Raw genomic sequence first — 22,005 nt, 5'->3', positions numbered from 1 at the left:
GCCCTTCGGGACAGGGGGCGTTCGGCGTCTCCGGGCCGATAGCTCCGACACGTCGCCGATTCGTGCCGATGGCGCGGCGGATGCCCCGCGGAGAGGAATCCCCGCGAGGCACCCGCGATGTCGCGCGGGCTGCGACGGTGCAGGATGCCGGGACGCAGTGCCCGGTCTCCGCGACGGTCGACGCACCCGCGCACCGGCGGTGCAAGGTCTCCTCCCCCGAGGACTCCCGCACCGCCGGGGCTGCGGCTACGCCGTCATCGTGCGACGACGCAGGAGGGCGAGACCACCGAGGAGCAGCAGCACTCCGATCACGAGCACGCCCGGCGCAGGAGCGCCGCCGGTCATGGCGAGGCCCTCCGCTGCCGCGGCCGTGGCCGCACCGGATGCCGTACCCGCTCCGACGAGGGCGTCGGGGTCGGTTCCCGGGTCGGTTCCCGGATCGGTTCCGGGGTCGGTTCCCGGGTCAGTGCCGGGATCGGTGCCCGGGTCGGTTCCGGGGTCAGTGCCGGGGTCGGTTCCCGGCGTCGTCCCCGGCGTGGTGACCGTGCTCTCGCCGGCGACCGCGATGGCGTTGCCGCCGATCGTGATCGGCAGGGTGACCGGGAGCGCCAGCTGCGTGCCGCCGAGGATCGAGTCCAGACCGGTGGTGAGGCCGCCTCCCGTGAGGGGAGCGGTCGGTGCCGGCGCGGCGCCTGCACCTCCGGTGACAGTGCTGTCACCGAGCACCCCGATTGCGTTGCCGACGACTGAGACCGGTGCGCTGACCGGCGCGATCACCTGCGTGCCACCGAGGATCGCATCGTCACCTGACGTCTCGGCAGGAGTGCCGGGCGTGGATGCCGGTGCGGGCGTGCCCGCGCCACCGGAGACACTGCTGTCACCGAGGACGCCGATCGCATTGCCGCCGATGGCGACGGGAGCCGTGACGGGGGCGATCACCTGGGTGCCGCCTCCGACGCCGTTCTCGCCGGACGTCGCCGGAGCTGCCGGGGCGTTCCCGACCGGGCCCGCCGGGGCGGGTGTCGCCGGAGCAGGTCCTGACACGGCGCTGGTGCCGCCGACGGTGATCGCGTTGCCGACCAGCGTGATCGGAGCGGCGATGGGAGCCGTAACCTGGCTTCCGCCCAGGAGCGAATCATCGCCCGAGGTGCCGCCGGACGGAGCCGGCGTCGATGCGGGTGTGGGTGCGGATGCTCTCGGGTTCGCGGTGACGCTGCTGTCGCCGAGGATCGAGATCGCGTTGCCGCCGACCGTCACCGGTGCGGTGATCGGAGCGACGACCTGGGTTCCGCTGCCGACGCCATCCGATCCATCCGTGGCGGCCTCGCTCGGGGCGGGGGAGGCCGGTGCTGCGGCTCCCTGCCCTGCCGGGGCGTTGGTACCACTGGTGCCGAGCAGCGACACCGAGTTGCCGGTGACGGTCACCGGCACATCGACCTGCAGCAGCGCCTGCGTGCCCGAGAGCACGCCGTCGATGCCGTTGGTCGTGAGGGAAGGCACCCCGGCCGCGGGAGTCTGGGCCTGGGGAGCCTCACTCTGGGAAACCGCGGTCGGAGTGCTGGTCGAAGAGGTGCCGAGAAGGCTCACCGCGTTGCCCGTCACGGTGACGGGAACGGTGACGGTCACCGCGGCCTGAGTGCCGGAGGCGGTGCCGGATTCGCCGCTCGTCACCGGTGCAGGGGCGGGTGCCGGTGCCGGTGCCGGGGCAGGGGCCGGTGCCGGGGCTGGGGCCGGAGCCGGGGCGGTCGAGGTGCCGAGCACCGAGATCGCGTTGCCGACGACGGTGAGCGGTGCGGAGACCGGTGCCACTGCCTGGGTGCCGGAGAGGAGTCCGTCCTCGCCGGATGTCTCGGCCGCATTCGCGGCCGTCGCGCCGAGCAGGGTGATCCCGCCGGCGATGAGCGTCCCCCAGAGGGCACGCTTCAGATATGTACGCATGATGTTGCTCCTGACTGGGTGTGGGGTGTCGGGGATGTGCGTGCGCATCTGGGGTGCGCGCAGCACAGCATCTGTCGTTCACGGGGAACGACGTGACAACCCGTCAGTCAGGAGAGACGTCGGCGTCGGCGACCGGAGACGCCGGAAGGACGTCGTCGGATGCGCCGGCAGCCCGCTCCCAGGCACGGAGCGGGGGCACGCCGGAGTCGCCGAGGCGAGCATGGGTGTACGAGGAGGCTCCGCCGGGGCCGGCGGAGGAAGTCGGGGATGCGGGAGCCCCCGGTGGGGCACCGGGGGCGCCATCCGCAGGGAGGTCTGCCGGAGTCGCATCGTCGTTCAGGCCGAGGACGGACAGGGAGGCAGCGACCTCGCCAGGAGCGTGCGCGGGCACAGCCGATGAGCCCGGACCACCGGCGCGGGGCGTGAGGATCGCCGCTGCTGCCGGATCCGTGCCGGAGACGGTGGGCGAGGAAGGAGCGCCCGGCTCGGGACCGGTACCGGGAGTCGTCGGTTCGAGGGCTTCGAGCACCGGCGGAAGAGTTTCGGCAGCTACTCCGCCGATGAGCCCGGTCGTGTCATCGACGACGCCGACGACATCTCGGACCACCTCGGTCACGCCGAGGTCGTCGACGAGACCTCCGACGACGGGAAGACCGGTGACGACGTCGAGGATCGGATCGGTGATCTGTGCGACGGGGGAGTCGGTGAGGAGGTCTGTGACCGGGGCGGTGACGGCCTGCGTCGTGTCAGCGACCACCTTCACCACGGGGGCTGCGGCCGGACCGACCACGGGGACGGCGGCCACGGTCTGCGCGACCGTCTGCACGACCGCCGGGGCGGCCTGCTGCACGGGAGCGACCACGGTCTGGACGACGGGGGCGACGACCTGGGTCACGACGGGAGCCACGACCTGCGTGACGACCGGTGTGGCGACCGAGGTGACCGTCTGGCCGACGAGGGACGTGATCTCGTCGAGCGGACCCTCATCGCTCTCGTCCGCGTGGGCGGAACCGCCGGTGAAGATCGCGAATGCGGACCAGAGGAGCACGCCGAGGCCACCCCAGATGACGCCGGCGGGTACGCCGCGTCGGGTGGCCCGAGCATCCACGTCAACCTCCCCCTCCGAAGGCAACGCACGTTCACACGAAGTGCATCGATTGCCGGAGACCTTACTCCCAGGTGCACCCCCTGTCTAGGGGGTTTTCCGCGCAATGCCGGGCATGTCGTTCCGTGACGCGCCCGGGAGAATCCGAGCTTGACTTTCCCCAGGTTCTGCACATGCCGCCTCGCGAGAGGCAACCTTCAATCGAATATTGAAGCTCTTTCCCATCCACAGGCTGGGGAAAGGGAAAACCCCTGATCCGGGCGGCTAAAAAAGTTTCAAGTTCGGACCCTCCACCGAGTTATCCACAGCGGTTGTGCACAGACACTCCGATCTTGTTCGCACACTTTGCACAGGGTTATCCACAGGCTGTGTTGCATGTGGATAGCGCCCCTCGTAGCGTTAGCGAGCGACCGAATGTCGGGGGTGCCTGATTCGCTGTGCAGGTGCCCGTCGCACAGTCGAAGCGGATCCAGCGCCGCTTCCTGCAGCGGCGCCACGACGTCAATGAAAGTCGCATCGAAGGGAGCAGTGTGTCGATCGCGGACATCTCGCAGGACCGCCTCGGAGGGCAGCGCTCTCCCGAACGCGTGCCGCCGCACGACCTCCTCGCGGAGCAGAGCGCCCTGGGTGGCATGCTGCTCTCGAAAGACGCCGTCGCCGATGTGATCGAGACGCTCAAGGGTGCCGACTTCTACATCCCCAAGCACGAGCTGATCTTCGAAGCGGTCCTCTCTCTGTACTCGCACGGCGAGCCGACCGACGTCGTCGCCGTCACCGACGAGCTCATCAAGACGGGTGAGCTCGGCCGAGCCGGCGGCGCCGACTACCTGCACACGCTCACCTCGATCGTTCCGACGGCCGCCAACGCCGGCTACTACGCGGGCATCGTCTCGGAGCGCGCGATCCTTCGTCGCCTGGTCGACGCCGGCACGCGCATCGTGCAGCTCGGCTACGCGGGCGAGGGCGACGCCACCGACATCGTCAACAACGCCCAGGCGGAGATCTACTCGATCACCGGATCCGAGACGGCCGAGGACTACGTCCCGCTGCAGATCGCCGTGGATGCCGCACTCGAGGAGATCGAGGCCGCCAGCGGCCGCGATGGCTCCATGACCGGCGTCCCCACCGGTTTCAAGGAGCTCGATGAGCTCACCAACGGCCTGCATGGTGGGCAGATGATCGTCGTCGCCGCGCGACCCGCGATGGGTAAGTCGACGCTCGCGCTCGACTTCGCGCGATCGGCGTCCATCGGCCACAACATCCCGTCGGTGTTCTTCTCCCTCGAGATGGGCAAGAGCGAGATCGCGATGCGTCTGCTCAGCGCCGAGGGTCAGATCCCGCTGCAGAACATGCGTAAGGGAAACCTCGACCCCCGCGACTGGACCACGGTCGCCGCCACCCGTGGGCGCATCAACGACGCCCCGCTCTACATCGACGACAGCCCCAACATGACGCTGGTCGAGATCCGCGCGAAGTGCCGTCGGCTCAAGCAGCGCGAGGGCCTGCGCATGGTCATCATCGACTACCTGCAGCTCATGACCTCGGGCAAGCGCGTCGAGTCGCGTCAGCAGGAGGTCTCGGAGTTCTCGCGTAGCCTCAAGCTCATCGCCAAGGAGCTGCAGGTTCCGGTCATCGCCCTGTCGCAACTGAACCGTGGTCCCGAGCAGCGCACCGACAAGAAGCCCGCGATCAGCGACCTCCGTGAGTCCGGCTCGATCGAGCAGGATGCCGACATGGTGATCCTGCTGCACCGCGACTCCGTGTATGACAAGGACGTGCGTCCCGGCGAGGCCGACCTGATCGTCGCCAAGCACCGTAACGGCCCGACCGCGACCATCACCGTCGCGTTCCAGGGTCACTACTCGCGCTTCATGGATATGGCCCCCGGCGGCGACTTCCACTGATTGATTGTGGGTTCCAGGCCGACACGACGCGTCGGCGTGGGGCGTGCTCAGCTACCCTCAGAGGACCCTCGAACCCGACCTCCACGGTCGGTGAGGGCGCGAGAGGAGGAGCACGATGGGCGTCGTATTTCCGACGGGGTCGTTCTCGATCAAGACCGCAGACGGTGACATCGTCATCCTGCGCATCTGCGATCTGTGCGGTGCGGCTGTGGTCGAAGCAGACGGCACCGATCTCGCGTTCCACAAGCGCTGGCACCGGATGACCGGTTCGGGCAACTGGATCGACCCCGAGACCCGCCGTCACCACGGTCCCTCGAGCCCGTTCACTCCGAACGGATCGGTCTGACGGAAATGCCGGGCTGCCGTCTCATCGCGAGCCCGGATCGGCAACCTGCACGGATCCGGAGGGATCAGTACTCGCCTCCCAGGGTGAGGCCCCCGGGGAGTGTGAAGCACGGCGACACCACGTCGACCCAGAGCTCATCGCCGTCGTAGAAGTAAGCGATGTTTACGTGGGTGCCGTCGTCATGATTGAGCACCAGGCGGGGGAAGCCCTTGTCGGACGTCGTGCGATCGACCGTCCATCCCGCACGCTCGCCCCACCCGTCGGCGACAGCATCCAGCGCGTCGTCCTTGTCGACGGCGCCGGCCACGGTGATGGTGGTGCGACCGGGCCAGGCGAACTCCTCCTCACCATCGCAGGGCATGAGTGCCTTCGAGGTCGCATTCGCGCGGATGTCCGCGATGTCCTCTTCGGGGTACAACGCCGCGAGCGTGTCGCGGATGTCGATCGCCCCCGCCTTCGCCTCCTCGAGAGTCAGGCTTCCGGCCGCCGAGGCTTCTGGCCCTCCGGTGCGGAGGGAACCATGCATCCGGTCAGAGCGATCGCGCAGACCGCGATCGTCGCCATCGAGCTCGTCGCCCGGCCCCGCGTCTCACGTGTCGCCATGATCATGTCCCGTTCCTGTCGCGAGCCCGCCGGGTCACTTGAGCGAATCCTGTGCGAAGATCTGCACGTCTTCGAGGGTCTCCGAGCCCAGGTTCTCCGTGCCGATTCCCGCGTCGAGCATCTGCCCTCGGCGCGGGAGTCCGGTGTAGGGCAACAGATGGCGTACCCAGTCGCGCTCCACCCGTGGACTCCCGAACGGACCGTTCGCCACCATGAAGCGCTCCTTGCGCGTCGGCCCGGTACCGAGGTCGATGCTGCTGACACCGCGGAACGTCCGCGTGCGGGCCCGGTCGATGCGCGAGAGCGGAACGGGCGCAGTGCCGTTGATGCGGATCAGCCCCGTCTGCGGATCGAACTCCGCGTACTGATTGAGCGCGATCAGACACGGGATGACGATCGCAGGGAGCAGGAGGAACAACAACAGGAGCGGTGAGTTCTCGGGGTGCGAGCTGAAGAGGGCGAGCAGCATGCCGATGACCGTTGCGCCCGCGCCCATGACGAGGCTGGTGATGATGCCACGCCATGGCGTCGGTCGGCCCAGTCGAATGATCGTCATTGCCTGCGTCCTCTCCGTTGCAGCGTGCCGTCCGCGTCGTGGGGGCGTGCCTCTGCTCGTACTGAGCATGCCAGCAGTCGAGCCGACGACCTAAGCTCGCCAACGTGGAATCCATCCCCGTGTCGTCTCTCCCCCCAGGAGCCTCCGCGCCTCGGCAGGCGGTGAGCGACGGGCGCGTGCGAGCGAGCTACTCCGCACGCGCGGCGGAGTACGCGGCCCTCCTCGGCGCCATCGAGCAGATGGATCAGGTCGACCGGGAACGCATCGGGCGGTGGGCGGCGGCCATCGACGGCCGCATTCTCGACGCGGGCTGCGGCCCGGGGCAGTGGACCGCATTCCTCGCCGATCGCGGACACGACATCGAAGGCATCGATCTCGTGCCGGAGTTCATCGACCATGCCTCCTCGCGGTTTCCGCACGTCCCGTTTCGGGTCGCGTCGCTCGCCGACACCGGTGTCGCGCCGGGCGCATTCAGTGGGGTACTCGCCTGGTACTCGGTGATCCACGCCGATCCGCACGAGCTTCCGTCGCTCCTCGCAGCCGCCCGCCGCGTGGTGCGAGACGGCGGCGGCCTCCTCCTCGGCTTCTTCGACGGGGTGGATGGCGAACCGTTCTCGCATGCCGTGACCACCGCGCACTACTGGTCGATATCGGGGATGACAGCACTGCTCGACGACGCGGGATTCGCCGTCGTCGACAGCGATGCGCGGGTGCAGGAGGGCCGCCGCCCGCACGCGTCGATCAGCGCGACCGCGGTCTGACCCGGGAGGCGGACTGCGAGAACGTCCCGCAGCCCACCGGTCGCGACCTCAGCTGATCCCACGCACGAACGCCCGGATGTCCCCCGCGAGCAGCGCCGGCTCCTCCATCCCGGGGAAGTGCCCGCCGACGGCGAATTCGTTCCAGTGTCCGATCGCACCGAACGGGTCCATCGTGCGTCGGACGAGCGGATGCGCGTCGAACACGGCCCACCCGGACGGCACCCCGATGCCCATCACGAAGTCGAGCTCTGCGTGTTCCGCCTCGTAGTAGAACTGCACGCTCGATGCGCCGCTGCGGGTGAACCAGTACACGCTGATGCTCGTGAGGAGCTGATCGACGTCGACATCCGGCGACCGGTGGCCACCATCGATCCTGCGCTTGAACTTCTCGGCGATCCACGCCAACAGCCCGACCGGGGAGTCGGTGAGCGCCGGGCCGATCGTGTCGGGGCGGTGGTTGTGCATCTCGAGGTACCCGCGCTCCGCCGCACTCTCCGCATGCGCTTCCTCCAGCTGCGCGATCTCTGCGGGGGACAGGTCGGCAGGGGAGGGGAACTTGGTGCCGACCAGGCCGAGCCAGGTGCGATCGCCGCCCACGTGCGTGCCGATCACGCGCTCGGAGTGCACGGCGGCGAGGCGTCCGACGATGCCCGCGCCCATGTCAGTGCCGTGGGCCGCGAACCTGGCATAGCCGAGCCGCGTCATGATCTCGGCGTAGGCGTCCGTCGTGCGCGCCAGCTCCCATCCCGATCCCGAGAGCGGCGTGGAGAACCCGAAGCCCGGCGGTGAAGGGATGATGACGTGGAAGTCTTCGGCCAGCAGCGGGAGAAGCCGCTGGTACTCCACGAAGGATCCGGGCCAGCCGTGGCTCAGCAGCAGGGGGACGGCATCCGGGTTCGTCGAGCGGGCATGCACCAGGTGGAAGGTCTGTCCGTCCACGACGGTGGTGAACTGCTCGTGCTCGTTGAGCTTCGCCTCCTGCGCACGCCAGTCGAACCCGTCGCCCCAGCGGTCGGCGAGCTCCTGCAGATACGTCAGGGGGATGCCACGGCGGAAGTCCGTGCGGTCGTCGCGGCCCGGAACGGGGTGAGGCCAGCGGTTGCGTGCCAGCCGATCGTGCAGGTCGTCGATGTCCGCCTGAGCGATGTCGATGCGGAAGGGGATGAGTGCGGTGTTCTCGGTCATGGCATCCACGCTCTCAACCAATGAGGAAGACGAGCTTCCGCAATTGCTGAGATGATCGACAGCATGTTGGAGACATCGGCTCGCCTGCTGGAACTGCTCTCCCTGTTGCAGCTCACGCGCGACTGGACGAGTTCCGCGCTCGCCGAGCGTCTCGGTGTCAGCACGCGGACCGTCCGCAGCGACATCGGCAAGCTGCGGTCCCTCGGCTACCCCGTGGACGCGCGCCCCGGAGTCGCGGGCGGGTATCAGCTGGTCGCGGGCACGGCGATGCCGCCGCTGCTGCTCGACGACGACGAGGCCGTCGCCGTCGCGGTCGGACTGGGATCCGTGGCCACGTCGCGTCTCGGTGTGGAGGAGACGTCGCTCACCGCGCTCGCGAAGCTCGAGCAGGTGCTGCCTTCGCGTCTGCGACGGCGCGTCGACGCGGTCCGTGGTGCGACGAGCGTCGTGGTCGGCACGGAGCCCTCGCTCGACCTCGCCGCGCTCGGCCAGGTCGCCTTCGCGATCCGCGGTCATGAACGTCTGCGGTTCGGATACACGAAGCCCGGGGGCAGGGAAGAGGCGCGGCACACCGAGCCGCAGCGGCTCGTGAGCTGGGGACCGCTGTGGTATCTGCTGGCGTGGGATCTCGAGCGCGACGACTGGCGGGTCTTCCGCGTCGATCGCATGAGCGCGCCGGCGCAGACGGGCGCGCGGTTCCGCCCTCGCGTGATCCCGGAAGGGAGCGTCGTGGACTACGTGGTCGGTCGCGTGATCCGCGCGAGCTGGAAGTATCGCGCCCGGATGCTCGTACATGCGCCCGCCGCCGTGCTCGCGGCGAAGATCGTCATCCCCGTCGACATCGAGGAGGTCGATGAGGTGACCTGTCGGGTCGAGCTGGGAGCCGACGATCCACACCGTCTCGCCCTGTGGGTCTCGCAGCTCGACATCGACATCGAGGTGATCGACGGCGAGGAGCTCTCCGTCGCGTTCGACCGCCTGGCGGCGCGATTCGGTCGTGCCGCGGGTGGCGCCCCCACACCGTGACGGAGGTCTGCGGGCTGCTCAGGCGGTCTTGACCGCCTGCAGCGTGTACGTCAGCGGCAGCCGCTCCGCATGCTCGCTCAGCATCCACTCGCCGTCGTCATCCAGGTGCATGCGCCCGGGCAGGGCCTCCCAGGGGACGCTGGTGTGCTCGACGAACTGCGTGATGGTCAGCCCGGCCTCCAGGACTGCGGTCAGGATCTCGCCGATGCCGTGATTCCACTCGTGAGTGACGGAGGCCTTGATGCTCTCGTCGGTCTCGACGTAGGTGGTCGAGTCGTCCCAGACGAGCGGCTCGGGCTGCTCGAAGTACGGATATCCCAGTACGAGCCCACTCGTCTGCTCCTCGTCGATCGCCCAGAGCACCGGATGGCCCTCGCGGATGAAGAGGCGTCCACCGGGGGCGAGCAGCGACGACACCGTGCGTGCCCAGGCGGTGATATCCGGCAGCCAGCACAGGGCGCCGATCCCGGTGTAGACGAGGTCGAAGCGCCCTTCGCCGAGCGCGGAGACGGCGTCGTCGACGCTCGCCTCGACGAACACAGCCCTGCTGTTCGCCCGCGCGGCGAGGTCGCGAGCGCCCGCGATCGCGGCGGCCGAGAAGTCCAGGCCGGTGACATCGGCGCCCAGACGCCCGAGCGATATCGTGTCGGTGCCGATGTGGCACTGCAGATGCACGGCCTTCAGCCCGTGCAGGTCGCCGAGGCGGTCGCGGTCGAAAGTGACGACGTCGGACAGCCGGCCCGGGTCATCCACGAAGGACTGCACGGCGTACTCGCGAGAGGCGAGATGCAAGGGCGCGCGCTCGTCCCAGTTGGCTCGGTTGAGGTCGTAGGAGGAGGGGTCCGGCATGGGTGGTCCTTGCGTGGGTGGGTGCTCGGCGGCGCTCCGTCAGGGGCGGACGCGGACCGTGCGTCCCTCGAAGCTCACCAGGTCGCCGTCGTGCAGCTGGCGCCCGCGGCGGCGATCGACCTCGCCGTTGACGGTCACGTATCCGTCGATCACGACCTCCTTGGCGTCGCCGCCGGAATCGAGCAGACCCGAGTACTTCAGGAACTGGCCGAGGCGGATCATGTCGCCGCCGATGGATACGTCGTCGATCGGACCGGAGTTCGTCATCCTTGAATGCTAACGGCCTGACCGAGGCCTCACCGGAGCGTCGCAGGCAACGGGTCGTGGCCTGTGCGGAAACTGCCCGTTGACATCCCGGCGTGCGCTAAACAATACTGTTCACTGAAGACGAACTTGAACGTTCAGTGAGGAGCGTGCTCTATGGATGATGACCGCAAGGCGTTGGGGGTGCGGATCCGCGCCGTCCGCCGGGCGCACCGGATCTCCCTCCGCGCGCTGGCCGAGACCGCCGAGCTCAGCCCGGCCTCCATCAGTCAGATCGAGAACGGCAAGGCCAACGCGAGCTTCGACGCGCTGCGTCGGATCGCTTCCGCCCTCGGGCTGACCTTCGCGGAGCTCTTCGATGCGTCCCAACCGACGACCGGTCGCGTGCTGCGCCGCGAGGAGCGGCCCCTGCTGGTGACGGAGGAAGGTGTGCGCAGCTACAGCATCACCCGGCCGCCCGTGGGGGAGGTCGATGTCGCCGTCACCGAGTACGAACCCGGTGCGTTCAGCGGTGGTCACGACTACACCCACGGAAACTCCCGCGAGGTCGTGATCGTTCTTCGCGGCACCTTCTCGTTCGAGCTCGGTGGTGAGGAGTTCCTGCTGGGCCCGGGCGACAGCCTCGACTTCCGCACCAACATCTCGCACATGATCACCAACGTCGGAGAAGAAGTCGGCGAGGCGGTGTGGGTCGTGAGCCCGCCGTCGACGCTGCGTCAACAGTGAGCGCATAGCCGCGACGCAGGAAACCGGGCGCTCTGCCCGTTCACATCACCAGCGGACACCGATCCGCTGAGAAGAGGAATCACCCATGAGTACGTCAGTCATGCCCTTTTCCGTGCCCGCACACGGCCTCGAGATCACCGGTTCCGTACCCGCGATCGACCATCACTCCCACGCCGCCTACGTGCGACCGGGGGAGAAGCTCGCCACCTTCGACTCCTTGGAGACCGAGATCGCTGCGGGCTACGTCGAGTCGAGGATCCCGGCGGACGCGTACCAGCAGTTCGTGCGAGCGAACCGTGCGGGTGATCACGCGGCGGCGGCCGCTCTCGCCGATCGCCACCGCATCCCCGCACTGCGCGACGAGGCCCGTGAGCTCTACCGCACGACCGCATTCGACCGGGCCCTCACCCTGGGATGCGACGCGCTCTACGGCAGCGGAAGCCGCGAGGCCCAACTCGCCTCCGCCCGCACGCGGCTCGAGGACTACCGGAGTCTCTACGACGACGCGCTGACCGCCTCCACGACGCGGATGGTGTTGACGGACGTTCCCGACCTCGACCCGCACGAGTGGCCGGTCGAGCGCTACCGCCAGATCGCGCGCATCGATCCGTACATGTTCCCTTTCGGGCACGACACGTACGTGGGCCGCGGCTTCGATGCCCAGCGGTTCGCCGACATCCTCTCCGAGAAGCTGACCGTCGAGCTGGCTGCCGACGGACGGGATTCGCCGCATGCGACGCTCGGGGAGTACCGCGAGTTCGTGGCGCGCTCCCTCCGCCGGCGGGTGGATGCCGGTGTCGTCGGTTTCAAGATCGTCTCCGCGTACCTTCGAACGCTGCACTTCGAGCACGTCGACGTCGTGGATGCGCGAGCCGCCTACGACGCACTCCGCACGGCTCCGGCGGGGTCGACGCAGCCGGTCGCTCGCAAGCAGCTCAGCGACTACCTCGTGAGCGAGATCGCTCATCTCGCCGTCGAGTGGGAACTGCCCGTGCAGATCCACTCCGGCATCGGCCACAGCGAGCCCGGACTGCGGATCGCCAACGCGAACCCGCTGCTCCTCGAAGAGTTCCTCAACACCCCTTCCCTCAACCGGCTCCGGGTCGTCCTGATCCATGGCGGCTACCCGTACGCGTCGCAGCTCGGCGCGCTCGCGCATTCGCTCGGCAACGTCTACCTCGACTACTCCTGGATGCCGTACCTGCACTCCCACCTCACGGTGCGCGTGCTCCAGGAGTGGCTGGAGTTCCTTCCGGCGCACAAGGTCGCCTACGGCACCGACACCGCGCACCCGGAGATCCACGTCGGGGCCACGCTCCTCGCCAGAGAAGCGCTCGAGACCGTGCTCCAGCAGGGGCTGTCGGCGCGGATCTGGACGGCGGCGCAGACATCCATGCTCGCGGAGCGCGTGCTCGGCGGAAACGTCGCCGAGCTCTACGGCCTGCCCCGCTGACCGTTCCTCCCTCCCGCACCACCGTCCACACCCGCAGAACCCGTCACCCGAAAGAACGCCCGCACGTCCACAGTTGTGTCAAAGGAGACCCGCGAATGAGCACCACCGAATCACCACAGACGGCATCCAAGCCCAAAGTCACCGCGGTCACCGCGGCGCTGCTGGGCAATGTCATGGAGTACTTCGACTTCGTCGCATACGGGTTGGTCGCCGTCGTCATCGGCTCGCTGTTCTTCCCGAATGAGAGCCCTGCCCTCTCGCTGCTGGCGTCCCTGGCGACCTTCGGCGTCGCGTTCCTGTTCCGGCCCATCGGTGCGGCGTTCTTCGGATCCCTCGGTGATCGACGGGGGCGCCGGATCGCGCTGTCGCTCAGCATCCTCGTGATGGGCATCTCGACCGCCGGCATCGGTCTTCTTCCCACCTACGCAACCGTGGGCATCCTGGCGCCGATCCTGCTCGTGCTCGCGCGCTGCATCCAGGGATTCTCCGTGGGTGGCGAGTTCGCGGGTGCCGCGACGTTCATCGTCGAGAACGCCCCCGCCCACCGCCGCGGCTTCTGGTCGAGCTGGCTGTCGATGTCGTCGTCGGTCGGAACGATCCTGGCGAGCCTGGTCGTGCTGACCCTGCGTACGACGCTGCCGACCGAGCAGTTCGAGGCCTGGGGATGGCGCGTGCCGTTCCTGATGGCGCTGCCGCTCGCGCTCATCGGCCTCTACCTGCGTCGCCGCACCGAGGAGACGGCGGCGTTCAAGGAGCTCGTCAAGTCCGAGAAGGTCGCCAAGTCCCCGCTCCGCACGCTCTTCCGCGACAACCCTCGTGCGATCATCCTCGCGATCGCGCTCGCCTCGATGACCGGCATCACGTTCTACTACTTCAACACGTACTTCATCAACTACCTGGTGGCGACGGTGGAGCTGGATCCCACGCAGGCGACCTTCATCGCCTTGTCTGCGCAGCTCGTCTATGCGCCGATGTGCCTCGTGGTCGGCCTCGTGAGCGATCGTCTCGGACGACGCTGGCTCATCCTGGGGGCGATCATCGGTCTGGCCGTGCTGGCGGTGCCGATCTTCCTGCTGCTCAGCTCCCACAACCTGCTGCTGGCGTTCTTCGGACTGGCGATCTTCGCCATCCTCGCGGCCTGCCTCAGCGTGTCGGTGACAGTGACCCAGACCGAACTGTTCCCCGCCGAGATCCGTATGACCGGCGTCGCGCTGGGCAACAACATCGGTACTGCCGCCGTCGGCGGGACCAGCCCGTTCGTCGCTGCCGCACTCGTCGCCGCGACCGGCACCGCGATCGCTCCGAGCTTCTACCTGATCGCCGTGTCTGCGGTGATGTTCATCGTGATCGTGCTCATGCTGCCGGAGACGCTGCGCCGGCGCAGCGGCGTGCGCTGAGACCACAGGACCGGATGCCCTCGCGAGTGCGAGGCATCCGGTCCTTCGCGCATCCGGCGGACGAGTGCCGGGCGCTCCGGCCTCAGTCGTCGATGTCGGTGCCGACCACCGCGAACGCGGAGTCGAAGTCGATGTCGATCGAGCGGTTGTCGGTCGTGAGCACGGAGGCGTCGTAGGGGCTGACGTCGTCACTGTCCACGTCGAGGTCCGTGATCATCCCGTCGGCCTCATCGAGCGCGGCCGTCACGAGCGCGCGGATGGTCGCCTCGTCGAGCGTGAGCGCCGGGCCGGTGTCATCGCCGTCCGCGGGGTCGGTGGAGACGATGCTCGTACCGAGGTCCGCGTCGACGCGCACGTCGGTCTCGTCACCGTTCGCGGCGGTGAGCTGCACCTCCCAGGTGCCGTCGCGCTTGGCGTCGATCGAGGTGACATCTCCGTCGGCGGCGCCGCGGGCCGCATCCGCGATGGCCACCAGCTCATCGGCTGAGGCGGTGCCGATGCCGGTCACGGCCGCGCCTCCGTTCGATGCGGCTCCACCGTCCTCATCCCGGTCGTCGCGCTGGTCGCCGCGATCGGCGGGGCCGTCGTCATGCCGCGCGTCGTCGGAGACCGAGGAGTGATCGTCGTCGTCGCCGAACTCGTCACCGATCGCGGCGCCGACAGCGATCCCTCCGCCGGCGAGGAGCACGGCGGCGGCGATGCCTCCGCCGATGAGCAGGGCGCGGGTGCGGCGCGGCTTCGGCGCGTCAGCGGCAGGCGCTGCCGGCGCGGGATGCTGGCCGGCCGTCGGGTACTGCGCCGTGGCGTCGGGCGCGGCGCCGGGGGGTGCCGCTGCCGGCGCGACCGGCACGGTCGGAGCGTCGGGGGTGGTCGAGGGCTCGGGAGTCTGGTCGGGGGTGAGGTTCTTGTCGTCCATATGTCGATGTTCGCGCGGAGGCCCTGAAGCCACCCTGAAGCGTCCTGAAGACCTCTTCAGGAATGCCCGCGTTCCCTCTGGCTCAGCGGGCGAGCGGCAGGGTGACGACGAACCTCGCGCCGCCCCAGCGAGAGTCGTCGACGGTCACGGTTCCCCCGGCGGACGCAGCGATGCCGCGCACGATCGCCAGCCCGAGTCCGCTGCCGCCGGCATCCCGGCTGCGGGCCTCGTCGAGCCGCACGAAGCGCTCGAAGATGCGCTCCCGTTCCTCCGCTGGAACCCCGGCCCCGTCATCCTCGATCGTCACGAACACGTGCGCGTCGGACGGCTCCACCCCGATCGCGATGCGCTCACGGCGGTGGCGGGTGGCGTTGTCGGCGAGGTTGCGCAACAGCTGTCCGAGCAGACGCGGATCGCCGTTCACGCGTGCCGCGCGGATGCCCGACCCGTCGACATCGAGGCCCGCGGCGCGGAGCCGGCGCACCTCGCCGAGCGCGATGTCGTCGAGGTCGACGGGCTCCTCGCGCCCGCTCGCACCCTCGTCGAGGCGGGCGAGGAGCAGCAGCGACTCCACGATGCCCTGCAACCGGAGGCCCTCTTCCGAGACGACCTCGGACAACTCGCCGATGCTGGTGATGTCGGGATGCGCCTGGGCGAGTTCCGCGTGCTGACGGATCGTCGCGAGCGGGGACCTCAGCTCGTGCGAGGCGTCGGAGATGAACCGCCGCTGGGCCGCGGCGGACGCGTCGAGGCGGTCCAGCATCCCGTTCATGGTCGTCGCGAGCGCGGCGATCTCGTCCGCGGATTCCGGCACGGCGATGCGCTGATGCAGTCGCTCCGCGGTGATGCCGTCGACCTCCTGGCGGATACGGGTCACCGGTCGCAGGGCGCGACCGACCACGAGCCAGGTCGTCACGGCGACGAGAAGCAGCAGCAACGGAACCGCGACCGCGAGCAGGGTCGCGACCGTCGCCAGCGTCTCGGCGCCGTCCTCGACCGACACGGCCAGCACGAGTGTCTGATCGTCGTCGAGGTCATCCGACACGATCAGCATCGGCTCGCCGTCGATCGTCATGGTCTGCGGGTCATCGGAGAGCGGGAGCGGTGTCGATCCGAGTGCCTCGCGGGCGTCTTCGCTGGCCGCCCGCACAGAGCCGTCCTCGCCGAGGAGCTGCACGATCTCGTCGTCCAGCGAGTCGATGGTCCGCCCACCCGGACCGTCACCACGTTCGGTGAGCTCAGAGATCCGCTGCTCGGCCGCGCGTTCGGCGTTGCTGTGCACGCTGGCGCTGAGCACGCCGTAGAACGAGAACGCGCCGATCAGCAGGGCGACGGCGACGACGAGGGTCGCACCGAGCGTCGTGCGACCACGGACCGAGCGCCAGCCGCGCTCAGCCACCGTCGGCCGCCAGACGGTATCCCGCACCACGCACCGTCTCGATCGCCTCGCGACCGAACGGCTTGTCGAGCTTGCGGCGCAAGTGCCCGACGTAGACCTCCACGATGTTCGGATCGCCGTCGAAGTCGTCGTCCCACACGCCCTCGATCAGGGCGCGCTTCGACAGCACCTGGCCGCGGTGGCGGAGCAGGTACTCGAGCACGGCGAACTCGCGCGCGGTCAGCGGCACGGGTGTCTCACCGCGCCACACGCGATGCGCGGCGGGATCGAGTCGCAGATCGCCCGCCTCCAGGATCGTGGGTCGTGCGACGGCACCGCGCCGCACGAGAGCGCGGATGCGCGCGACGAGGATCGCGAATGAGAAGGGTTTGGTGACATAGTCGTCGGCGCCGGTCTCGAGCGCCTCGACCTGGTCCCACTCGCCGTCCTTCGCGGTGAGCATGAGCACCGGAGTCCAGTTCTCCTCGGCACGCAGGGCCTCGCACACCTTCCAACCGCTCATCCCCGGCATCATGAGGTCGAGCACGATCGCGTCGTAGCGGGTCTCGCGGGCGCGCCAGAGCCCGTCGACGCCGTTGTGCGCGACGTCGACGGCGAAGCCTTCCGCCTCGAGTCCACGCCGGACGCCCTCCGCCAGACGCACCTCGTCGTCCACCACCAGGATCCGCATTCCTCCAGTGTGGCGGTCGGCGGCTGAATCGGGGCTGAAGCGGGCGTGGACTGAGGGCCGCGCCCGACGCGCGACCAGTAGCCTGATCAGATGCCCGTCCCTCCACCGTTCAGCCCTACGGTCACTCTGCTGACCGTGGTGGGTGTGTGGCAGGAGGCGTTCGCGGAGGCTCTGAAGCCGCTCGGCCTGACCTCGCGCAAGTACGCGCTGCTCGGGCACATCCGCGCGACACCCGGGATCTCGTTCAGCGAGCTCGCGCGCAGGTCCCGGATCACGGCGCCCAGCGCCCATGTCGCGGTCGCCGCGTTCAAGGATGATGGGCTGGTCGAGGATGCCACAGCTCGTGCCGGCGCCGCATCGCAGCTGCAGGTGACGGGCGCGGGGGAGCAGCTGCTCGTAGAGGCCGGTGTGCGGCTGGCCGAGCTGGATGCCCGGTTCGCTGCCGCTCATCCCGGACTCACGGAGGCGCTGAGAGCGCATGTCGCAGAACTGATGACGGGACGCGACACCTTTAGTTAGACTAAAGGTGTGGAAAACACCCTTCTCGCCGTGCACGTGCTCGCCGGCATCCTCTTCGTCGGTCCTGTCGCCGTGACCACGAGCCTCTTCCCGCGCTTCGCCCCGCGATCCGTCGGCGCAGGGCGCGAGCCCGAGGACGGGGGCGCCGACGTCGCCCGACTGCTTCACCGCATCACCCGCACCTACGGCGTGCTGGCGCTCGTCGTCCCGCTCGTCGGACTCGCCCTCGCCGCCGTGCAAGGGCGGCTCGGCGAGATCTGGATCACCGTGGCGATGGTGCTCACCGCGGTGGCCGGCGGACTGCTCGCGCTGCGCATCGTGCCCGCGCAGCGCGACGCGCTGATCGCGCCTCTCGATGTGCGCGGCCAACGCGGGATGCGAATGCTGACCGGCGTCTTCAACGTGCTGTGGGCCGTCGTCGTCGTGCTCATGATCGTGCGGCCGGGTGCCGAATGAGACCGATTCTGCGCGCGCTCGAGGTGTTGTCGGTGCTCGAACTGCTGAGCATCGCCGTGCTCCTCGGCAACCTCGTGACCGTCCACATCGACGGGGTCGCCTCCCTGCTCGGACCCGTGCACGGCGCGCTCTACCTCACCGTCGCCGTCACCGCCGTGCTCGGTCGTGATCTGCTCCTGCGCACCAGACTGCTGGCCCTGATCCCGGTGCTGGGCGGTTTGTTCACCCTCATCAACGTGCGCACGGAGGTCCGCCGATGACCATGAGGTCCTTCTTCCGTCGACCACGCGCTGTCAGTGCCGCGAAATCGATCGAGCTCATCGCGGCCGGCGCGGTCGTGGTCGACGTGCGGAGGGAGCAGGACTGGCGACGCCGTCACATCCCCGGTTCGATCCACATCCCCTTGGCGCAGCTCGAGGAGCGTGCCGATGAGCTTCCCGACGATCGCCTGCTCATCACCTTCTGCACCGGCGGCCTCCTGTCGAGCGGGGCGGCGTCACTGCTCACCGAACTCGGATTCGACGCGGCCAACATGGCCAGAGGCCTCATCGACTGGCGCGCTGCCGGGGGAGACCTCGTCGGAGGCTGAGACCACTCCGGCGGCGGTCACGCGTCGGTGCGGAACCCCGCGGCCTTGTGCGTGCCGTCGCAGAACGGCTTGATGGTCGAGAGTCCGCACCGGCACAGTGCGACCGTACGGCGACGTGGTTGGATCGGCTCGCCCTCGGTCGTACGCAGCTCGACAGCGCCTCGCACCAGCAGGGGGCCGTCGGGGTAGGGCGTGATGGTCGCCTCGCGGTCGGCGGCGCTCATGCGGGGTCGACCGTTCGGAGCGACGACTCGCCGCGTTCCCAGGCATCGAGCATGTGCCCGGCCGCCCACCCGTCGACGGTCAGGCAGGCGGATGCGCCGAACATGATGTCGGACAGCAGCTCGGGACGGTCCTCGGCCAGGCCACCGGCGAGGTCGCGCGCCGCGATCTGCTCGTGGACGGCATCCGCTTCGACATGTTCGTCGAAGTAGTCGGTCACGTCATCGCCGAAGCCGAGCCGGCGCATCCCGTCGCCGTAGAGACGGTTGGGGATCGAGGAGGTGATCTCGAAAGCGGCCAGGTGGCCGACGATCGCCCCCACCAACCGGCGGTTGATGCCGAACATCGACATCATGTTGTGCGAGGCGAGAGTGATGGCGGGTGCCTGCTCCAGGTACGCACCATAGGTGTCGTCGAGCCCCGCACCCCGCATCGCCTTCGCGAAGATCGTGGCGTGCACACGGTCGGGACGCCCGCCGCCGTACTCGTCGGACTGGATCTCGACGAGCGCGGCCTTGGCGCGCCCGTGCAGACGGGGGATCGCCCAGGAATGCGGATCGGCCTCGTGCAGCGTGTAGATCGAACGCTGGATGAAGAACTCACGGGCCTGCTCCGACGTCGCCTTCTTCGCGACGTACCGCGACAGGCTGGGGCCGGTGTCGGCCTCCGCCAGTGCGAAGAGTGCGCGACCGACGGCGTCGACCGTGGCCTCCGGGTTCGGCGGCACCGGCACGGAGTCCCGTAGCGCGCGCTCGAAGGCCGTCTCCAGAAGACGCCGCGTCGCGATCAGGTCCGGGTCCCATTCCCGTGCGGGATCGATCTGCGGGAGCGCGCCGTACGACGAGGCGAACAGGAGGAAGAGCGAGAGCTGGATGTCGTCGTCGCGCACGATGTCGCCGGTTCGGGCGATCGCCGCTTCCGCGTGAGCGAAATGGTCGGACTCCTCGTGGCCGGTGAGGCGGCGCACGAGAGCGGCGCTCAGCGGACCCCGCTCCTGCAGGTCTGTGGTTGTCGCAGTACGGACGGCGGTCGGGCTCACGGTGCTTCCCATCGATCGGATGAGAGGCAGTCTGACCCGGCTGAACGGCAGCGGAAAGGGTCTTGACTCCCGCCGCTCGTTCAGGTCCGCTCGGGACCGTCCGCGTCTCAGGGGGCGACGGGGTAGTGGCTGCTGACTGCGATGCGGTTCCAGCTGTTGATCACGACGGCGAGCCAGGTGACCGCGGCGATCTGCTGCTCGGTGAGCACACCGTCGACGTCGATACCGCGATCGGCGAGACGCCCGTGGTCGCTCAGCAGGGTCACGCGCTCGGCGATCTGCAGAGCGGCCTGCTCCTCGGCGCTGAAGTACTGCGACTCCCACCAACCCGCGAGCACGGCGAGGCGGTCAGCCGTCTCCCCGGCCTTGACCGCGTCGGCGACGTGCATCTTCAGACAGAACGCGCAGCCGTTCAGCTGCGAGGCGCGGATCTTGACCAGCTCGACCAGCAGCGGCGACAGCCCGGCATCCACTCCGGCCGCGGCGGCCTGGGCGCTGAACTCGAGCATCGCCTTGTAGGGGGCTGCGTAGACCTTGCCGATGTTCACGTGCGACACGTCATCTCCTTCGTTCCGGGGCGCGGGCGCGCCTCCACCAGTACGACGGCGCAGCCCGCGGATGTGTGACGTCGTGTGGCCAGGGGTTCGGGAGGAGAACTCGGCGTCGGGAGGAGCATCCGGCCAGAATCGTCCTCCGGACGGCAGATCTCCTCCCGAACCCGCGCGCACCCGGTACCTCCAGGCGTCTACGCTGATCGAGCGCAGGTCGCGCCGCTGCCCCGACTCCGGAGGATTCCGATGACATCGCGCCCCGACACCGCTGAACGGCTCGACCTCGCCGCCCACCCCGAGGGCGGATGGTTCCGACGCACCTGGACCAGCCCGATCGCGGTCGAGACTCCGAACGGCGCGCGGCCCGCGGCGACCTGCATCCACTACCTGCTGCTGCCCGCCGAGCGGAGCGAATGGCATGTCGTCACGAGTGACGAGATGTGGCTCTGGCACGGGCCGGGGCGGCTCGAACTGAGCCTCGGAGGCGACGCTGCCGAGCCGGGCGCCGCCTCCACGATCGTGCTCGGGCCGACGGATGCCGCCCAGGTGCTCGTGCCCGCCGGAGTCTGGCAGGCGGCACGCCCGCTCGATGACCTCGAGGTGCTGGTCTCGTGCGTCGTGTCGCCGGGGTTCGACTTCGCCGATTGGCGGCTGGCCGCGTCAGCAGAGTAGTCATCCTCGCCGCGCAGGCACGACGAAGCCCCCGCGCCGGGGGTGCGCGGGGGCTTCGGGGTCGGGGTCAGGACGCCGCGGGCACCGGCGCCTTCGCGATGAGGTCGTCCATCAGCGCGCGCGCGTTGCCGTAGCCCTCCGAGATCGCGGCGTGCTGCATCGTGAGCAGCACGTAGTCGGCGTTCTCGGCGATCGCGAACTCCTTCTCGATCGTGGTCCAGGCCGGCAGCACCCAGGGCTTGTCGTTGGCCCGGGCCGCGGCGATCACCTTGCGGAAGTCGTCGAAGTCCGCCTCGGTCTGACGGTAGGCGCCGCGACCGCTCATCGCGGCGAGGTCGCCGGGGCCGATGAAGATGCCGTCGACGGTCGGCAGCGCGGCGATCGCCTCGACATCGCGGAGCGCACCCGGGTCCTCCACCATCGGGAACACCTTGATGTCGCGATCCTGCGCGGCGATCCACTCGTCGGAGTATCCGCGGTAGCTCATGGTGCGACCACCCGCGAGGCTGCGCGAGCCGAGCGGGGGGAACTTCGCGAAGTCCGTGATGCGCTTCGCGTGCTCGAGGCTCTCGATGTGGGGGATGATCACGCCGTCCGAACCGAAGTCGAGGGCCTGCTGGATGGCGCCGCGCTCGGGTACGAGGACCTTGGACAGCACTTCGAGGCCGAGGCCCTTGAGCAGCGGGATGAAGCGCTCGAGGATCGAGAGGTCGAAGGAGCCGTGTTCGATGTCGAGTACGACGAAGTCGTAGCCGAGCCCGGCGACGATCTCGCCGATCGCGCTGCTTCCATCCGAGAGCCAGGCGCCCTGCTTGAGCGTGTGAGTCATGTTTCTTCCTTTCAGTTCTGTGGCGACGGC

Annotated in this window: 26 protein-coding genes; 12 read left to right on the top strand and 14 right to left on the bottom strand. The window is 69.0% G+C overall.

Translation table 11 applies throughout. The features are described 5' to 3' along the window. Positions 1 to 246 precede the first annotated feature (246 nt). Both FB560_RS16070 and FB560_RS16065 read right to left on the bottom strand, forming a co-directional pair. Positions 247 to 1,938 carry a chaplin family protein gene (locus FB560_RS16070; RefSeq protein ID WP_170198183.1) on the bottom strand — a complete coding sequence of 564 codons (1,692 nt, stop codon included), beginning with the start codon at positions 1,936 to 1,938 and terminating at the stop codon, positions 247 to 249. A 103-nt stretch (positions 1,939 to 2,041) separates the two neighbouring features. Beyond that, positions 2,042 to 3,046, bottom strand: a complete 1,005-nt coding sequence (locus FB560_RS16065) for a hypothetical protein (protein WP_141873522.1) — start codon at positions 3,044 to 3,046, stop codon at positions 2,042 to 2,044. A 527-nt stretch (positions 3,047 to 3,573) separates the two neighbouring features. On the opposite strand from FB560_RS16065, the gene dnaB reads away from it, so the two are divergent. Further along, positions 3,574 to 4,947, top strand: coding sequence for a replicative DNA helicase (gene dnaB / locus FB560_RS16060; protein WP_141874585.1), 1,374 nt, complete (start codon positions 3,574 to 3,576; stop codon positions 4,945 to 4,947). A gap of 115 nt (positions 4,948 to 5,062) precedes the next feature. Continuing rightward, a complete protein-coding gene (locus FB560_RS16055) occupies positions 5,063 to 5,293 on the top strand; it encodes a histidine ammonia-lyase (RefSeq protein WP_141873521.1) in 231 nt (76 codons plus the stop codon). A 64-nt stretch (positions 5,294 to 5,357) separates the two neighbouring features. Here the strand turns inward: FB560_RS16055 and FB560_RS16050 are convergent, their stop codons facing one another. Both FB560_RS16050 and FB560_RS16045 read right to left on the bottom strand, forming a co-directional pair. Beyond that, the gene (locus FB560_RS16050) at positions 5,358 to 5,819 is read right to left on the bottom strand and encodes a hypothetical protein (protein ID WP_141873520.1); all 462 of its coding nucleotides are present in this window, start codon (positions 5,817 to 5,819) and stop codon (positions 5,358 to 5,360) included. 111 nt (positions 5,820 to 5,930) lie between these two features. Continuing rightward, entirely contained in the window at positions 5,931 to 6,452 is a 522-nt protein-coding gene (locus FB560_RS16045; protein WP_141873519.1) for a hypothetical protein, read from the bottom strand. A gap of 104 nt (positions 6,453 to 6,556) precedes the next feature. Here FB560_RS16045 and FB560_RS16040 point away from each other — a divergent pair, with 104 nt between their 5' ends. Continuing rightward, positions 6,557 to 7,213 carry a class I SAM-dependent DNA methyltransferase gene (locus FB560_RS16040; protein WP_229672890.1) on the top strand — a complete coding sequence of 219 codons (657 nt, stop codon included), beginning with the start codon at positions 6,557 to 6,559 and terminating at the stop codon, positions 7,211 to 7,213. Between the two features lie 48 nt (positions 7,214 to 7,261). Here FB560_RS16040 and FB560_RS16035 read toward each other — a convergent pair whose 3' ends face one another. After that, positions 7,262 to 8,398, bottom strand: coding sequence for an epoxide hydrolase family protein (locus FB560_RS16035; RefSeq protein ID WP_141873518.1), 1,137 nt, complete (start codon positions 8,396 to 8,398; stop codon positions 7,262 to 7,264). Positions 8,399 to 8,461: 63 nt separating this feature from the next. Here FB560_RS16035 and FB560_RS16030 point away from each other — a divergent pair, with 63 nt between their 5' ends. Continuing rightward, a complete protein-coding gene (locus FB560_RS16030; protein WP_141873517.1) occupies positions 8,462 to 9,424 on the top strand; it encodes a helix-turn-helix transcriptional regulator in 963 nt (320 codons plus the stop codon). A gap of 18 nt (positions 9,425 to 9,442) precedes the next feature. On the opposite strand, the gene FB560_RS16025 is transcribed toward FB560_RS16030, so the two are convergent. Together FB560_RS16025 and FB560_RS16020 are read right to left on the bottom strand one after the other, a co-directional pair. Then, on the bottom strand, positions 9,443 to 10,273 hold the full coding sequence (locus tag FB560_RS16025; protein WP_141873516.1) for a class I SAM-dependent methyltransferase: 831 nt from the start codon (positions 10,271 to 10,273) through the stop codon (positions 9,443 to 9,445). A 39-nt stretch (positions 10,274 to 10,312) separates the two neighbouring features. Further along, complete coding sequence (locus FB560_RS16020) at positions 10,313 to 10,540, bottom strand: RNA-binding S4 domain-containing protein (protein ID WP_141873515.1); 228 nt, start codon at positions 10,538 to 10,540, stop codon at positions 10,313 to 10,315. Between the two features lie 153 nt (positions 10,541 to 10,693). Between FB560_RS16020 and FB560_RS16015 the strand changes: the two genes are divergently transcribed. The 3 genes from FB560_RS16015 to FB560_RS16005 all read left to right on the top strand — a co-directional run bounded on the left by FB560_RS16015 (position 10,694) and on the right by FB560_RS16005 (position 14,113). Continuing rightward, positions 10,694 to 11,263, top strand: coding sequence for a helix-turn-helix domain-containing protein (locus FB560_RS16015; RefSeq protein WP_141873514.1), 570 nt, complete (start codon positions 10,694 to 10,696; stop codon positions 11,261 to 11,263). Positions 11,264 to 11,348: 85 nt separating this feature from the next. Further along, positions 11,349 to 12,716, top strand: coding sequence for an amidohydrolase family protein (locus FB560_RS16010; protein ID WP_141873513.1), 1,368 nt, complete (start codon positions 11,349 to 11,351; stop codon positions 12,714 to 12,716). Between the two features lie 95 nt (positions 12,717 to 12,811). After that, positions 12,812 to 14,113 (top strand): MFS transporter, encoded by a 1,302-nt coding sequence (locus FB560_RS16005; protein ID WP_141873512.1) that lies wholly within the window; start codon positions 12,812 to 12,814, stop codon positions 14,111 to 14,113. Positions 14,114 to 14,195: 82 nt separating this feature from the next. Here the strand turns inward: FB560_RS16005 and FB560_RS16000 are convergent, their stop codons facing one another. The 3 genes from FB560_RS16000 to FB560_RS15990 all read right to left on the bottom strand — a co-directional run bounded on the left by FB560_RS16000 (position 14,196) and on the right by FB560_RS15990 (position 17,098). Next, positions 14,196 to 15,029: a hypothetical protein gene (locus FB560_RS16000; RefSeq protein WP_229672887.1), complete on the bottom strand. Its 834-nt coding sequence runs from the start codon at positions 15,027 to 15,029 to the stop codon at positions 14,196 to 14,198. An 82-nt stretch (positions 15,030 to 15,111) separates the two neighbouring features. After that, positions 15,112 to 16,428: a sensor histidine kinase gene (locus tag FB560_RS15995; RefSeq protein ID WP_141873511.1), complete on the bottom strand. Its 1,317-nt coding sequence runs from the start codon at positions 16,426 to 16,428 to the stop codon at positions 15,112 to 15,114. After that, positions 16,421 to 17,098 (bottom strand): response regulator transcription factor, encoded by a 678-nt coding sequence (locus FB560_RS15990; RefSeq protein ID WP_141873510.1) that lies wholly within the window; start codon positions 17,096 to 17,098, stop codon positions 16,421 to 16,423. Before FB560_RS15990 ends, FB560_RS15995 begins: the two co-directional genes overlap by 8 nt. A 90-nt stretch (positions 17,099 to 17,188) precedes the next feature. On the opposite strand from FB560_RS15990, the gene FB560_RS15985 reads away from it, so the two are divergent. From FB560_RS15985 to FB560_RS15970, 4 genes are read left to right on the top strand one after another with little or no spacing between them, the layout of a single operon-like run. Further along, the gene (locus FB560_RS15985) at positions 17,189 to 17,617 is read left to right on the top strand and encodes a MarR family winged helix-turn-helix transcriptional regulator (protein WP_141873509.1); all 429 of its coding nucleotides are present in this window, start codon (positions 17,189 to 17,191) and stop codon (positions 17,615 to 17,617) included. A 9-nt stretch (positions 17,618 to 17,626) separates the two neighbouring features. Further along, the gene (locus FB560_RS15980) at positions 17,627 to 18,073 is read left to right on the top strand and encodes a hypothetical protein (RefSeq protein WP_141873508.1); all 447 of its coding nucleotides are present in this window, start codon (positions 17,627 to 17,629) and stop codon (positions 18,071 to 18,073) included. Continuing rightward, entirely contained in the window at positions 18,070 to 18,333 is a 264-nt protein-coding gene (locus FB560_RS15975; RefSeq protein WP_141873507.1) for a hypothetical protein, read from the top strand. Before FB560_RS15980 ends, FB560_RS15975 begins: the two co-directional genes overlap by 4 nt. After that, a complete protein-coding gene (locus FB560_RS15970) occupies positions 18,330 to 18,662 on the top strand; it encodes a rhodanese-like domain-containing protein (RefSeq protein ID WP_141873506.1) in 333 nt (110 codons plus the stop codon). The genes FB560_RS15975 and FB560_RS15970 overlap by 4 nt, the downstream gene beginning before the upstream one ends. A gap of 17 nt (positions 18,663 to 18,679) precedes the next feature. Here FB560_RS15970 and FB560_RS15965 read toward each other — a convergent pair whose 3' ends face one another. From FB560_RS15965 to FB560_RS15955, 3 genes are all read right to left on the bottom strand, one after another. Then, positions 18,680 to 18,886, bottom strand: a complete 207-nt coding sequence (locus tag FB560_RS15965; protein ID WP_141873505.1) for a CDGSH iron-sulfur domain-containing protein — start codon at positions 18,884 to 18,886, stop codon at positions 18,680 to 18,682. Then, entirely contained in the window at positions 18,883 to 19,935 is a 1,053-nt protein-coding gene (locus FB560_RS15960) for an iron-containing redox enzyme family protein (RefSeq protein WP_141873504.1), read from the bottom strand. Before FB560_RS15960 ends, FB560_RS15965 begins: the two co-directional genes overlap by 4 nt. A gap of 95 nt (positions 19,936 to 20,030) precedes the next feature. Beyond that, entirely contained in the window at positions 20,031 to 20,480 is a 450-nt protein-coding gene (locus FB560_RS15955; RefSeq protein WP_141873503.1) for a carboxymuconolactone decarboxylase family protein, read from the bottom strand. A gap of 240 nt (positions 20,481 to 20,720) precedes the next feature. On the opposite strand from FB560_RS15955, the gene FB560_RS15950 reads away from it, so the two are divergent. Next, positions 20,721 to 21,146, top strand: coding sequence for a cupin domain-containing protein (locus tag FB560_RS15950; RefSeq protein WP_141873502.1), 426 nt, complete (start codon positions 20,721 to 20,723; stop codon positions 21,144 to 21,146). A gap of 67 nt (positions 21,147 to 21,213) precedes the next feature. Here FB560_RS15950 and FB560_RS15945 read toward each other — a convergent pair whose 3' ends face one another. Continuing rightward, positions 21,214 to 21,975, bottom strand: coding sequence for an HpcH/HpaI aldolase family protein (locus FB560_RS15945; protein WP_141873501.1), 762 nt, complete (start codon positions 21,973 to 21,975; stop codon positions 21,214 to 21,216). Positions 21,976 to 22,005: the final 30 nt, after the last annotated feature.

Origin of the sequence: Microbacterium saperdae (assembly GCF_006716345.1) — a bacterium.
Lineage (GTDB): Bacteria > Actinomycetota > Actinomycetes > Actinomycetales > Microbacteriaceae > Microbacterium > Microbacterium saperdae.
Note: the sequence above shows the minus strand (reverse complement) of the source record. Positions and strands in the feature narration are given on the sequence as shown.